The 13774-nt window shown below is 49.6% G+C and carries 13 protein-coding genes; all 13 read right to left on the bottom strand.

Annotation, left to right across the window (positions count from 1 at the left end):
• Nucleotides 1-75: 75 nt before the first annotated feature.
• Genes VBY75_RS06515 through VBY75_RS06455 form a run of 13 tightly spaced genes read right to left on the bottom strand, consistent with a single transcriptional unit; the run spans nucleotide 76 to nucleotide 13774 of the window.
• Nucleotides 76-2214: a prolyl oligopeptidase family serine peptidase gene (locus VBY75_RS06515; RefSeq protein ID WP_416511642.1), complete on the bottom strand. Its 2139-nt coding sequence runs from the start codon at nucleotides 2212-2214 to the stop codon at nucleotides 76-78.
• Between the two features lie 11 nt (nucleotides 2215-2225).
• Complete coding sequence (locus VBY75_RS06510; protein ID WP_416511640.1) at nucleotides 2226-2663, bottom strand: excinuclease ABC subunit A; 438 nt, start codon at nucleotides 2661-2663, stop codon at nucleotides 2226-2228.
• Between the two features lie 16 nt (nucleotides 2664-2679).
• Nucleotides 2680-3918: a beta-ketoacyl-ACP synthase gene (locus VBY75_RS06505; RefSeq protein ID WP_416511638.1), complete on the bottom strand. Its 1239-nt coding sequence runs from the start codon at nucleotides 3916-3918 to the stop codon at nucleotides 2680-2682.
• Nucleotides 3918-4646, bottom strand: coding sequence for a 3-oxoacyl-ACP reductase FabG (gene fabG, locus VBY75_RS06500; RefSeq protein ID WP_054489067.1), 729 nt, complete (start codon nucleotides 4644-4646; stop codon nucleotides 3918-3920). Before fabG ends, VBY75_RS06505 begins: the two co-directional genes overlap by 1 nt.
• 4 nt (nucleotides 4647-4650) lie before the next feature.
• Nucleotides 4651-5106 (bottom strand): hotdog family protein, encoded by a 456-nt coding sequence (locus VBY75_RS06495; RefSeq protein ID WP_199493993.1) that lies wholly within the window; start codon nucleotides 5104-5106, stop codon nucleotides 4651-4653.
• The gene (locus tag VBY75_RS06490) at nucleotides 5096-6301 is read right to left on the bottom strand and encodes a beta-ketoacyl-ACP synthase (RefSeq protein ID WP_416511636.1); all 1206 of its coding nucleotides are present in this window, start codon (nucleotides 6299-6301) and stop codon (nucleotides 5096-5098) included. The genes VBY75_RS06495 and VBY75_RS06490 overlap by 11 nt, the downstream gene beginning before the upstream one ends.
• Nucleotides 6282-6875 carry a DUF3261 domain-containing protein gene (locus VBY75_RS06485; protein WP_416511634.1) on the bottom strand — a complete coding sequence of 198 codons (594 nt, stop codon included), beginning with the start codon at nucleotides 6873-6875 and terminating at the stop codon, nucleotides 6282-6284. The genes VBY75_RS06490 and VBY75_RS06485 overlap by 20 nt, the downstream gene beginning before the upstream one ends.
• Nucleotides 6866-8101 carry an NAD(P)/FAD-dependent oxidoreductase gene (locus VBY75_RS06480; protein WP_416511632.1) on the bottom strand — a complete coding sequence of 412 codons (1236 nt, stop codon included), beginning with the start codon at nucleotides 8099-8101 and terminating at the stop codon, nucleotides 6866-6868. The genes VBY75_RS06485 and VBY75_RS06480 overlap by 10 nt, the downstream gene beginning before the upstream one ends.
• A 10-nt stretch (nucleotides 8102-8111) precedes the next feature.
• The gene (locus VBY75_RS06475) at nucleotides 8112-10340 is read right to left on the bottom strand and encodes an MMPL family transporter (RefSeq protein WP_416511630.1); all 2229 of its coding nucleotides are present in this window, start codon (nucleotides 10338-10340) and stop codon (nucleotides 8112-8114) included.
• Nucleotides 10341-10346: 6 nt separating this feature from the next.
• A complete protein-coding gene (locus VBY75_RS06470; RefSeq protein ID WP_199493988.1) occupies nucleotides 10347-10877 on the bottom strand; it encodes a LolA family protein in 531 nt (176 codons plus the stop codon).
• Nucleotides 10874-11284 (bottom strand): acyl-CoA thioesterase, encoded by a 411-nt coding sequence (locus VBY75_RS06465; RefSeq protein ID WP_222236161.1) that lies wholly within the window; start codon nucleotides 11282-11284, stop codon nucleotides 10874-10876. The genes VBY75_RS06470 and VBY75_RS06465 overlap by 4 nt, the downstream gene beginning before the upstream one ends.
• Nucleotides 11281-12828 carry an HAL/PAL/TAL family ammonia-lyase gene (locus tag VBY75_RS06460; protein ID WP_222236159.1) on the bottom strand — a complete coding sequence of 516 codons (1548 nt, stop codon included), beginning with the start codon at nucleotides 12826-12828 and terminating at the stop codon, nucleotides 11281-11283. Before VBY75_RS06460 ends, VBY75_RS06465 begins: the two co-directional genes overlap by 4 nt.
• A 1-nt stretch (nucleotide 12829) precedes the next feature.
• Nucleotides 12830-13774 carry an acetyltransferase gene (locus VBY75_RS06455; RefSeq protein ID WP_416511627.1) on the bottom strand — a complete coding sequence of 315 codons (945 nt, stop codon included), beginning with the start codon at nucleotides 13772-13774 and terminating at the stop codon, nucleotides 12830-12832.

Below are 13774 nucleotides of genomic sequence, written 5' to 3'. Positions count from 1 at the left end.
CGGAAAGTGTGAAAAATAGCGAAAGAATGACGCAAAGGTTCCGTCAATTACAACGAAACCTTTGCGAGTCAGTGGTTATTCAGGAAGTTGTTCAAACCCCATGTGATACAGAGTAAAGCCGAATATGTCTGAATACTGTTCAATGGTTTTTGACACCGGTGTACCAGCACCATGCCCGGCATTGGTTTCAATACGGATAAGCTGAGGATTTTCGCCGCCCGCTTTGTCCTGAAGCTCTGCAGCAAACTTAAATGAATGCGCAGGAACCACGCGGTCATCATGGTCACCCGTAGTGATCAGCGTTGCCGGATAAGCCACGCCTTCTTCCACGTTGTGAACCGGCGAGTAACCCAGCAAATACTCAAACATTTCTTCGCTGTCGTTCGCTGTACCGTAGTCATACGCCCAGCCAGCGCCGGCAGTAAAGGTGTGATAGCGAAGCATGTCCAGAACACCTACTGCAGGCAATGCAACGGCAAAAAGTTCCGGCCGCTGAGTCATAACCGCGCCGACTAGCAAGCCACCATTAGAGCCGCCACGAACCGCCAATTGCTCAGACGATGTGTATTTCTCATCAATCAAGTACTCAGCTGCTGCAATAAAGTCGTCAAAAACGTTTTGCTTCTGCAGCTTAGTACCCGCTTTATGCCAGTCTTTACCGTATTCACCACCGCCACGCAGGTTAGCGACAGCGTAAACACCGCCCATTTCTAACCAGGCTGCGTTAGCAATACTGAATGAAGGTGTCAGGCTAATATTAAAACCACCATAACCGTACAAAATTGTTGGGTTAGAGCCATCCAGCTCTGTTCCCTTTTTGTAGGTGATGATCATAGGTACTTCGGTACCATCTTTGGAAGTATAAAAGACCTGCTTTGATTCGTAGTTGGCAGAATCAAAATCAGCACCGGATTCAGCATAAACTTCAGAGCCGCCCTGATCAGGGTCGAATTTATAAATCGTTGACGGTGTGCTGTAGTTGGTAAAGGTGTAGTACAACTCATCCACTTCTTTTTTACCTGAGAAGCCACCAATACTGCCCACACCCGGAAGCTGCACTTCGCGAACCATATCGCCGTTATAGGCATATTGCTTAACCTGGGCCACGGCATCGACCATGTACTCGGCAAAGATATAGCCCGCACCGATTGATACGCTCAACACGTTTTCCGTTTCTGGAATAAAGTTTTCCCAGTTTTCAGGCGTTGGATTACTAGCATCAACGGTCACAACGCGCTGGTTTGGCGCATCTAAGTTAGTCACCAAGTACAGCTTTGAGCCGTCGTTATCTAATACACGAGTATCCGAATCAGTATTGTCCAGAACGATGACCAGTTCACTGTCTTCATCGGTCAGGTCTTTTAAAAACAGTTTATTACCCGAGGTTGAGTTAGCCGCTGAAATGAGTAGATAACGATCATCATCGGTTACTGAGCCACCGACATAGCGGTGTTTCTCAGCATCCGTTCCACCAAACACCAACTTGTCGTCAGACTGGTCCGTGCCCAACTCATGGTAATAAAGTTTATGCTGATCGGTTTTTGCCGAAAGCTCACTGCCTTCTGGCTTGTCATAACTGGAGTAGTAGAAACCTTCATTGCCTACCCAGGAAATACCGCTGAATTTAATATCCACTAAAGGATCTTCCAGCTGCTCCTTGGTTTCGGCATCAATGACGATAATTTTACGCCAGTCGCTACCACCTTCAGAAATTGAGTAAGCCGCTAGCGAACCGTCGTCAGAGAAGGTTAATTGCGCCAGCGAAGTCGTGCCATCTTCACTGAAAGTATTCGGGTCCAGAAACACTTCCGGCTCTTCATCACCTTTTTGGCGATACACCACATACTGGTTTTGCAGGCCGTCGTTTTTGTAAAAGTAAGTGTAATCACCTTCTTTAAACGGTGCGCTGATTTTCTCGTAGTTCCACAATTCGGTCAGACGCTTTTCTATCGTTTCGCGATATGGGATGGACTCCAGGTGTGCGAAAGTCACTTCATTCTGAGCTTTAACCCAGTTTTCTGTCTCTTCGCTACGGTCATCTTCTAACCAACGATACGGGTCTGCTACTTCGGTTCCAAAGTAGGTATCAACCACATCGCCTTTACGCGTGTCCGGATACGACATAGATTGCGTATTCGCCTCTTGTTCTGTTTCAACATTTTGTGAGCAGGCTGTCAGCAAACTGACTGCCACTGCTCCCAGTAGGTATTTCATTGTTATTATCCTTATTTGAATTTAACCACTTCACCTTTTAAGGCTACACCAGCCATTAAAAAGCCAGCGCCGCACTGAAACTCCTCGGCACTGCTGAACTCATTATGCTCATAATTTGATTTAATGTTAATGACTGCATCGTAACCGTTATCACGCGCGTTGTCTTGCAGCACTTTCAATGCCGACAACAAAACCCATTCACAAGCTTCACGGTCAGATTTATTCAGCGCATTCGTCTTACGGCTGGTTGTGACAACACCCATTGACTGAGCTACTTCCGGGTGCGACTGACCAGCAAAGTAGACCGGAATATCAAGCAAAGCCTCTTTCGCTTTATTACTTTCCATTACGGGCTTAAGCTCCAGTGTTACTAAGTCATTGCGAGCCTCCGCCTGCAATGACAACAATGAACTCAATACCACAACGGCAACTACAAACAGCTTTTTCATTATCTATTTCCTTATATTATTTTGAGTTATTCCAACGTTTAAAAATTAATGAGGTATTAATGCCGCCAAAGGCAAAATTATTGGTCATGACATAGTCTGTCTCGATCTCTCGGGCTTGTCCGGTAATGTAATCCAGGTCGCCACATTCCGAATCAATATCGGTCAGGTTCACTGTTGGTGCGAACCAGTTCTCCCGCATCATATGGATGCTGGCCCAGGCTTCTATGGTGCCACAAGCTCCCAAAGTGTGGCCTAAGTAGCTCTTCAGCGAACTGATAGGAACCGGGCGTTTAAATACCTTTGCGGTGGCATTAGATTCAGCAACATCGCCGCGATCGGTAGCAGTACCGTGCGCATTTACATAACCGACCTGCTCCGGTTCTAAGCTTGCTTGCTGTAACGCAAGTTGCATTGCCACCGCCATGGTCTCCGCCGTAGGCTGAGTAACATGGGCGCCATCCGAGTTAGTTCCAAAGCCAACCAGCTCAGCGTAAATAGTCGCTCCACGCTCCAGAGCATGGTCCAGCTCTTCAAGAATAAAGGTTCCCGCACCTTCACCAATAACCAGTCCATCACGATTTTTGTCAAAAGGTCGGGGCGTCTGCTCTGGTGCTTCATTGCGGGTGCTGGTCGCGTATAAGGTGTCAAACACCACAGCTTCAGAAGGGCACAAGGCTTCTGCGCCACCGGCTATCATGACTTTCTGGTGACCGTAAAGAATGGCTTCATAGGCATAGCCCAGACCTTGAGAAGCGGATGTACAGGCTGAACTTGTGGTATGTACCCGCCCTTTGACGCCGTAAAATACACCCAGATTAACCGCCGTGGTATGAGCCATGCTCTTTATATAGGTCGTTGCATTCAGACCGGTCATATCACCGTTTTCCAGCATATTACCGAAGATTTTCATCTGCTCGGTATCGCCGGTCGAAGAGCCATAAGCAACACCGCAGCTTCCGTCACTAATACAAGGGTGCTCCAGTAGCCCGGCATCGGTTAATGCTAACTCGGTTGCCCGGGTGGCCATTAAGCTAACGCCGCTCATGGAGCGCACCGCTTTACGGGAGTAATGCAAAGGCTTTTTAAACGCTGGCTGAATCGGTGCTGCCAGGCGTGTGTTCAACCCTTCAAAACGTTCCCACTCGGGCATATTAACCACGGCATTTTTACCGCTTTCCAGACGACCCCGAAAGCTTGACCAGTTGTCACCAAAAGCTGTCAGACAGCCCATACCGGTTACGACCACACGTTTCATTAAACTAACCCACCATTAACCGAGAAAACCTGGCGCGTAATGTAAGCGGCTGACGGCTGGAACAGATAGCCAACCAAACCCGCGACTTCTTCCGGCTTACCCGCACGGCGCATGGGTATCATGGATAAAATGTCTTTCTCATGCTCGAGCTCACCGGTCATGTCTGTTTCAATCAGTCCCGGAGCTACACAATTAACGGTAATTTTGCGCTTAGCCAGCTCCAGCGATAAGGCTTTAGTCGCCGCAATAACCCCGCCCTTAGAAGCGCTATAGTTAACCTGCCCACGATTACCGGCAATACCGGAAACCGAAGCAATAGTGACCACACGGCCGCCCCGGCGCTGCTGGATCATGGGCATAATTAACGGGTGCAGCACATTATAAAAACCGCCCAGGTTAGTTTGCAGCACGCTGTCCCAGTCATCTTCCGTTAGTGAAGGGAAAGCGCCGTCGCGGGTGATGCCGGCATTACACACCGCACCATAATAAGCGCCATTATCTGCAATATCCTGTTCTATCGCCTGTCGGGCAGCTTCGCGGTCACTAACATCAAACACCAGTAAAGACGCCTGTTGACCCAGTGCTTTAACTTCTTCTACAACCTGTTCCGCCGATGTTTTGTCTGAGCGACAATGAATGGCCAGATCAAAGCCATCTTTAGCCAGTTGCAGCGCAATTGCCCGACCAATTCCTTTACCGGAACCCGTGACAAGCACTCGTTCAGCCATACCTTCAACCATAATTTTCCTCTATAAATGCGTTTTCATCTGGTGGCTGATAAACATTCAGCCGGGCTTGTGCAATCACCTTATCGCCATGGCGAATGGCACACTCAAAAACACTCAGCCCTGACGACTCAACATGCAACTCTTCAACGAACACATCGTATCGTTCGCCCAGTTTGAAACTGGCAATATCGCACTGATATTTTCGGCTTCCCAGTAGAAAGCCCAGCTTAATTTCACCACCGGCTTCTTTATGCTGGTATCCCGCAACAGCGGCGATGCTTTGCGCCATAAGTTCAATGCCCACATGTGCTGGCAAGCCCTGAAGAGATTCGCTGTAAAACAAATTATCGCTACTGACCGTTAGCCGACACTGTCCCTTGCCGGGTTCAGCCCAGCACAGCTCATCAATCAGCCGCATGGGGGGTTGGTGCTTAATCAGCTCGTCTAAATTATGCGCCATGTTGCTTTCCTCTGCTAAACACGAGAGACACATTGTTTCCGCCAAAGGCAAAGGAGTTACTCAGACAATGCTCAACAGGGGTCTGCCATGAGTCACCCTGGTATAAATTGATATCCGTTATATCCGAATCTTTGACGCCGTCCCAGGCATGCTTTGGCAGCCCGTTTTGTTGAGTCAGCGCCAGCCAGCAGAACACCGCTTCAATAGCACCGGCGGCACCTAAGGTATGCCCGGTCAGCGCCTTTGTAGAACTGGCCGGAACCTGCGAAGCACCCAGTTCATTCACTGCAAAAGCTTCCATTTTGTCGTTCAGTGGTGTCGCCGTGCCATGCAGGTTGATGTAGCTAAGCTGCTCGGCACTCAGTTCAGCATCTGACAACGCCCCCTGCATAGCCGCTAGAGCGCCACGCCCTTCAGGGTGTGGTGCGGACATATGATGAGCATCGGACGTAGCGCAGGCACCAGTTAAAGTTACCAAGGACGGTTGTAAATTGTCTTCTGTACGAGTTGCTATAAATAACCCGGCAGCTTCACCAATAGTAATACCATCGCGATTCGCGCTAAAGGGGTTACAGCGCCCCGTCGACGTCGACTCCAGCGCTTTAAAACCATTTAAAGTCAGCTGACAAAGAGAATCAACACCGCCAACAACCACTGCATCGACCATACCTGAGCGCAATAAAGAGCGGCCACTCATAAAAGCACGTGCACTGGACGAACAGGCCGTAGAAAGGCTGTAAACCGGACCGGTAATACCCATTAATTCAGCAACACATTCTGCCGGTGCGAGCATTTCCTGCATTGCGTAATAAAACGAGTCAGGCAGGCCACCTTTTGTTTCGTCATGTGCTAACGCTTCTTCACCCGAAGCTATGCCCGATGTACTGGTGCCCAGAATCACGCCTACTCGATCAGAGCCCAGCTTATTTATCAGCGCCTGCAGTGGCTCTTTAATTTGCTGTAAGGCCGCCGCAACCAACTGATTATTCCGGGTTCGCATTGCCGGCGGCAGGCTGTCTATATTTGGCAGTTTGTCATCCGCTACCTGCCCGGCAAATAGCGAGGTGCCATCGTTGGTAACGAAAGCAGACGCCCTCAAGCCGGCCTGCTCGCCCGTTAGCGCAGCCTGCCAAATGGTCTCGCAATTGTGGCCCGACGCACAAATAGCGCCCGGTTCACTCAGTGTTACTGTCATCAGTTTCTAATAGCTCATACTCTAGGGTTGTTATCACCAATTGATAACCCATGGATTTATTCTGAATAACCCGTTGCAGACTGGCATCGTCATTAGCTGCTGACCATAGCAACTGGCCGTTATGCCAAAGTTCACGTTTTGTCTGGGTGGTCTGTAAGCTCATACCGTCTAAATTTGAATTAACAAAATCGAGCGGCCACAGCGCCATTTGCAAATCTGCCCATACCTGCAGAGCCAGGCGCGCATCGTCAAAAGCTTCACTGCCCTTAAAGCTCAGTCCGTTCGCTTGAGTAATCTCGCTGCGAAATAATTCATGTCCAAGTGGAGACAACGCAACCAACAACAGTCGCTCATTACCAAAAACAGCCGAAACCATAAAAGTGCGTTGCTGCTGCCCTTTTTGCCACTCTACTTTCTGCCATAGCTGCACAGGCTTTTCCGGCCAGCTGTGCTGCAGTTGGTAACTCCCGTCGGCAACAGGCACCTGAACGGAATGCCCACTCAACGACTGGCAACCGGCAAGGATGGTCATTACCAGTAGTAAGAAAACGCCTTTAAAAGATACTAGCTGCATAGCTCCGCCAATACGTTCAAGCGCCGCTCGCTATCGCGAACATAAGGGTTGTTGGTATCCCATGCGTAGCCAGCCAGAATTGAGCAAATCATCGCTTTCACCTGTTGCTGCTGGTCAGGATAAAAAATGACATCCTGAAAGCGGGTATCATACCAACCCTTTACAAAAGTGCGAAAGGTTGTAATACCCACACGCAAAGGGTCACTGTATTGCTTCTGCCAGTCCTGGGGTTCGTTATTCAGCTCTTTTAACACCAACGGCACCGCCAGCGATGAAGACTGCATTGCAATGGTCACCCCCGAAGAAAAAACCGGGTCTAAAAATTCACCGGCGTTACCGAGCAACGCAAACCGGTCGCCATAGAGACGATCCACATTGGCTGAATAGCCAGTAATACGCTGTTCAGCACGAACTACCTTGTATTCGCCTAACACTTCAAGCAGGTAAGGCTCGTCTGCCACCAATTTCCACAGCGCTTCTTTTTCGCTGTCATTTTCTGCAAAGTACTCACTGGCACCAACAACACCAATACTGGCGGTACCATCTGCAAAAGGAATGAGCCAGTACCAAACTTCAGGGTTCCGTGGGTGCACCGTGATGAGAATTTTAGTTCGGTCGAAGTGTCCGCCGGTAAGTTCAGATTTCACATGACAGAAAACGGCCTGGCGCACTGGAAAGTCCGACGGCGACTCTAACGACAATAAGCGCGGCAGCACTCGACCAAAACCACTGGCATCCAGCACAAAACGAGCTTTTGCTTCCGTCTTCCCGGTGGTGCTGGATAGGCTCAATTTAACCGCATCCGGGCCACTAAAATCAATGGCTTCCAGCGCAATGCCGTGTCTGACTTCAGCACCTTTCTCTGCCGCGCCCTGCGCCAGTAACTGATCAAAATGCTCACGTTTAACCTGATAAGTGGTGCCCGGCCCTTCACTGGATTTTTTGCGGAAGTCAAAGTCCACTTTATTGCCGTTATAATAAAAAGCGGCACCTTCCTTGTACTGGAACCCCAGCCGCTCTGCGTTTTCCAGCACCGTGTCCAGCAACCCGGCTTCTTCAATAAAGGTCATGCACTGGGGCAGCAGGCTTTCGCCAATAGAAAATCGCGGAAACTCCTGCTTCTCAACCACCAACACATTCTTTCCAGCCTTTGCCAACATGGCAGCAGCAGTTGCCCCTGCGGGCCCTGCACCAATAATTGCCACATCATAAACCGATTCCTGCATGATTCTTTCCTTAGCTATCAGGCGACTCTATTATCAACGGACTGAACAGGGCACTCATAAAGACCCCAATTAAAACAATAATACCGAAAGCAGCAATGGCTGGCGTTGAGCTGAAACTTAATGCACCAAAAGCCACCATGGTAGTGAAAGCTGACAGATAAATGGCCTGCAGCGCATGCTGTCGCTTTAAACGCCCTGCGCAGAAAACGCCGTAGTCGATACTGAGCACCAATACGAACATAGCGCCAATACAATGAAACAAGTTCAGAGGTTGTATTAGCTGAGCCAGCAGCAACGCTGTTGCGACCGACAGCGTCATAACACAGGTAACCTGCCATGCCGCCTGAACACGCTGCTTATGACTCTGTTGTGAGCGTAAAAATAGCGCCAGTATGGGTAAAGAAACGATCAGTAAAGCAATGAGCCATAGCTGCATGGAATGCCGATACTCGGTCAATGCGTCTGATGCATGCTCAATGGGGTTAAAATGCTCCAGTCTGCCTGGTATCTCTTTAATATCACCCGAACTAAATGGCTGTTTTAGCCGGACAACGCTCATCCAGCCTGCTTCGGCTGGGTATAAGAACTGGTTTTCTAAAGGGTGTTTCTGGGGGGCGCCGTTGAATGCAGGCGTGTCGATACCCAACCATTGCAGATAGCCTTCGCCGGCCTGGCTTTTAAAAAGGCTTTGCTGACCTTCCACCACTTGTTGCTGTTCTGACACCGGCAACACGTAATCGTAAAGACTGACGCTGCCGTTCAAGTTGGCCAAGTCGCCGGTACGCTCTAGCGCTTGCTGCTTCGTTTCGCCAGCCACCAACAGTACATCGGGCTGAAAATAAAAGTCGGTGGTTTCCCGCAAATGGTTTTCCTGCTGCAGCAACGACTCCGGAGAACTGGCCAGTAACCGGACGTTATCATTAGCGGTAAATGACCACACCAGCAAGCCCAGGGTGGTCAGAGCCATAGCACTTAACCAATGTGTTGTGGTTTTGTTACGCATCTGCCGGTAAAGCTTGGTCATATTGAGGCAGAACTGCTGCCAGCGTGGGGCAGGCTCTTTTGGCTCCGGCAACCATGGCAACGTCGTCACCACCAGAGTCATAGCAGTGATTAAAGCCACTGCCATAAAAATGCCTAATTGCTGCAATAAAGGTAAAGGCAGCAGCAGAAGTAAGACATAACCTAAAACAGTGGTTAAACCGCTGAGCCATAAAGCCGGCTTCAGTGCTGACCAGGCCGTTTTCCCATGACTGCGGGCAATAAAGCCATGAATAACGTAGTCAATGCACAAGCCGATAAAGCTGGTCGCAAACACCAGCATCAGCACATGCGGCCGGGAGCTTAGTAACAAAGTGACCAATAGACCCGTCGCTGCCGACACACCCAGCAACAGCAGCGTATAGAACAACTGCTGCCCCGAACGGAAAACCCAGAGTAACAGAGCCAGTACCACCAGAAGAGACAGCCCACCAAACCAGGTCATTTCTTTTTTGGCCTGTTTTGCTGCCGCATCGGAATGAAACAGCAATCCACTTTTATAGAGCTGAATACCGGGCAACTGCTCAGTAACTTTACTGGTAAAGTCATTTATTGCCTTAACGGACTGCCCGGACTGGTTCACGCTTAACGCATCGCCTGCAATACGCAGCGGTACCAATACCTGCCGGGTTGATTCTGACGAACGAGTATAAAGCCCGCCGTGGCTCTCATACCCCGGCATTAAGTCTGGTAATTGCTGTATAAAGCGCTGTGTCAGTAATAGCGGATCGCTTCGCAGCGGTGTTAAAACTGGGGCGGGACTTTGTAAGGTTTTTTGGGCGCGAGCAACCAACGCTTCATAGTCACCACTTGCAAGCATTTGCCTGTCACGAAACGTTGCTAGTCGTCCTGCCTGCTGTTGATAAAATGACAATACCGCTTTTGGGTTTGTCATCTCAGCCAGCTGTAGGGTGGGTTCTACGTGGAACAGCTGACGTAACTGCTCCTGCACAACCTTAAGAATCTCAGTTTTGGAATGCTGCTTCGATTCAAACCCCAGCAACAATTGCTGCGAGTTAGGTTGCTGGCTTTTTAAATAACTGCGCTGCAGATCAGAGACTTCATTAGGCAGAGCATCTGCCAGACTGCTGCTCCATTGCGTATTCGGCAACTGCATAACAAGCCCCGATACCACAATAGCAATGAAAGCAAACAGCAGCAGTAATCGAGGCGCCCTAGCGGCGCGTGCGCCTTTCATTCCATGTTACCTTTGGCTCAGTTCAATACGGGTGGTGTTACCGTTTTGCTCAAACAACTCCACAAGTTCAACGCGATCATCTCCACAGCTGTGGATTTTTTCAATCACACTGGCCAGCGCGTCTGCTTTTGGCACCATCACCACACACTCTTGCTCTACCGACAGGTTGAATTGCTGCTTAAGCACCGCTTCATCCTGTTGCAAAATAGCCAATAACAACTGCGCAATGGTGTCACTGCCACTTATCGACTCCGCACCGCCCTGCTCAAAAATACCCTGACGGTTTATGGTCAATTCCTGCTGTTGAGGTTGCTCGGTTGTCCAGATAATTTCATCCGTACTAATATCCAGTTGCCCCGAACTCACCAAAGGCCTAGGCAGCCCTGACAACTGTTTTTTCTGATGGAAGTCCAGCGACAGCGGCAACGGCTCTGATTGCTTCTCTAATGCCGACAGCGCCTTTAACGAGTTATCGTCCTCGGCAGAAGTAACTGCTGAGACCATAAAGAACACCGTTGCCACCAATAAACGCATCATGAGCGCTCAACCCCCAGCTTTTCAAACACAATGTCAGGGGATTCAAACAGCATTTCGCGCGTTTTTTTACACACGGCTACCTGCACACTGGTGGCTTTGGTTAAAAGCTCGTTACTTTCAACGCAGCGAATTTCATAATTCATTTTCAGTCGATGCTCCCACTCCACCAAAGTGGCCGTCACCCGAATGTGCTGCCCGTAAGTAGCCGACGCAACGTACTTTAAGCGTAAGTCGACAATTGGCCACAAATGACCATTGGCTTCCATATCCGGATAGTCATAATTGAAGGTACGCAACAACTCGCTGCGCGCCATTTCAATGTATTTTATGTAATGCCCGTGCCAGACAACGTGCATGGCGTCGACATCGAAAAAGGGAACATCAATAGTCAAACTGGCTTGTTTCATGCTGGCTCCTGATACAAGTTCCAGACTTTTAATCGTAACTGGGTCAGCCAATAGCGTAACTCCGGCTCTAACTGACGGTCTTCCGTCAGTAGGTCAAACTGGCTGGCCAGGCTTTCAAGCATTTCAACAACACCAGACGATGGGCTCACAGGCTTCTCTGCTATGCGCTTGCGCAACTCAACGCCTTGATAAGCTGCCAGCAAGGTTGCGATAACCACCTGTTCGGTCAGCTCCAGAATACGAATACAGTCACGGGCAGCAATAGTACCCATGCTCACTTTGTCCTGGTTATGACACTCAGTTGAACGCGAAAAGACACTGGCGGGCATGGTTAATTTCAATGCCTCGGCGGTCCAGGCTGAGCAGCCAATTTGCACCGCTTTAAAGCCATGGTTAATGGATGTTCTCTCGCCTTCTGCCGCGGACAAATTAGAGGGCAAGCCGTGGTTCATTTTCGTGTCCATCAGCAGCGCCATTTGCCGATCATGCAGGTCCGCCAGGTTCGCCACAGCCGTTTTCATCGAGTCCATTACCATAGCAATATGACCGCCATAGAAATGCCCACCATGCAGAACGTGCTCTCCCAGACCGTCAATAATGGGGTTGTCATTGGCGCTGTTTAATTCATTTTCTATGGTTTCTTGAAACCAGGGTAAACTGTCCTTCAATACGCCGATAACATGAGGCGCGCAGCGAATGGAATAACGGTCCTGCAGGCGCGATGAATTTCTCGGGTGCTCCACATGGTTCAGGTCTTGCTGGATCCAGCTGGCTACTTGTTGCTGCCCTTTATGAGGTTTTACAGCAAAAAGCAGGTCATCAAAATGGTTACTGTTTCCTTCCAGGGCTATGCTCGCCAAAGAAGTAATACGGCTGGATAACCGGGTTATATACTCCGCTCTGTCCCAGGCCAGGCAAGCCAATGCAGTCATTACAGCAGTACCGTTCATAATGGCCAGGCCTTCTTTAGGCCGCAGTTTGTGAACCGACATGCCAAGCTCTTTAAAAGCTTCTGCACTGTTCATCACTTTGTCGCGAAAACGCACGTCTCGCTCACCAATAAGCGCACCGGCAATGTACGACAAAGGCGTTAGATCGCCGCTGGCACCTACGCTACCTTCTTTTGGAATAAGCGGTAGCATGTTTTCGTTCAGCATCACCACCAGGCGCTCCAGCAACTCCCAGCTGACACCGGAATAACCTTGAGCCAGCGAACTTAAGCGCGCTGCCAGAATGGCACGGGTTTCCTGCTCATCGAAGGTATCCCCCAGGCCGCAACCATGAAAACGCGTAAGGTGAATGGGCAATTCATTAACTAAGTTCTCCGGTACCGTTACGGTGCAGCTGTCGCCATACCCCGTTGTTACGCCGTAAATAACACCGTCCTGCTCAAGTAATTCATCCAGAAAACGGACACCGGCATCGACTTTTTCGACAAACTCCGGCGCATCGCTTAATGCGGCCTGCGCTTTGCCATTGGCTATTTCTACCACGTCTTTAATGGTCAACGGGCGGCCACCAAAGGCTATAATCGATGTCGTCATACTACTGACTGTCCTTCTTCCAGAAATCAAAAAAATTAAACCACTGATAAGGGTAGCGTATCGCTAATTTCTCCAGTGTTTCACTGTAAGCTTTCAGAACTGGCTGCAAAGCCTCCCGCCTGCTTTTTCGCGGTAGCTTCAGTTGGTCACACGCATGGTTGAGATATAAATCGTAATGTCCGTCATCGGAGTTCTTTAAGCAGAACAAAAAATACACGGGGCATTCTAACACACTGGCCAATATCCAGGGCCCTAAGGCAAATGCAGCGGGCTTACCTAAAAACTCCTGATCTATGGTCTGCCCGGGCTGAGTCACCGAGGTTCTGTCCCCTACAATGACCACAAACTCACCTTGTTCAATGCGCTCTTTCAGTAATATGGTCAGTCCCATATCAATGTCGGTCACCTGAATAAGGTCAATATCAACTTTCGGGTTAACGTTTTTTAATGCACGGTTAAACGACTGCGCATGTTGGGTAAACACCAGTACATTCATGCGCCGGGTATACTTTTTTGAAGCCAGCGCTCGCGCAACCTCCAGGTTACCCAGGTGACTACCAATTAGAATACCGCCCTTTGGTTGTTTTTCTAAATCGTCAAAATGGGTGTCACCACAGTTGCGCACCTGGTTCTTAGAAACCTTACCAACCCAGGCATCAATTTTTGCCAGAGCGTGCAGGCCAAACTGCCAAAAATGGTACCAACTTTGGCGCCATCCCGGCTCGGCAAAAAAAGGAGACTGTTCACCAGCAAATGAATGCACACGACGAAGGAAGTCCAGAGACGCCCTGCGAGGAGCGCCTCCGGTCAAAAAGAAGTAAGTGATCACTGGCGCTAAAATCAGCCGCATTAACCAGTGGCCGCCGTACTGATAGGCTCGAAGAACAATAACGATGCCCCAGTAGCTGCCGCGCTCTTTCTTTTTCGCCCAATGCTTCTCCACCAT

Source organism: Idiomarina sp. HB (assembly GCF_048059115.1).
Lineage (GTDB): Bacteria > Pseudomonadota > Gammaproteobacteria > Enterobacterales > Alteromonadaceae > Idiomarina > Idiomarina abyssalis.
Note: the sequence above shows the minus strand (reverse complement) of the source record. Positions and strands in the feature narration are given on the sequence as shown.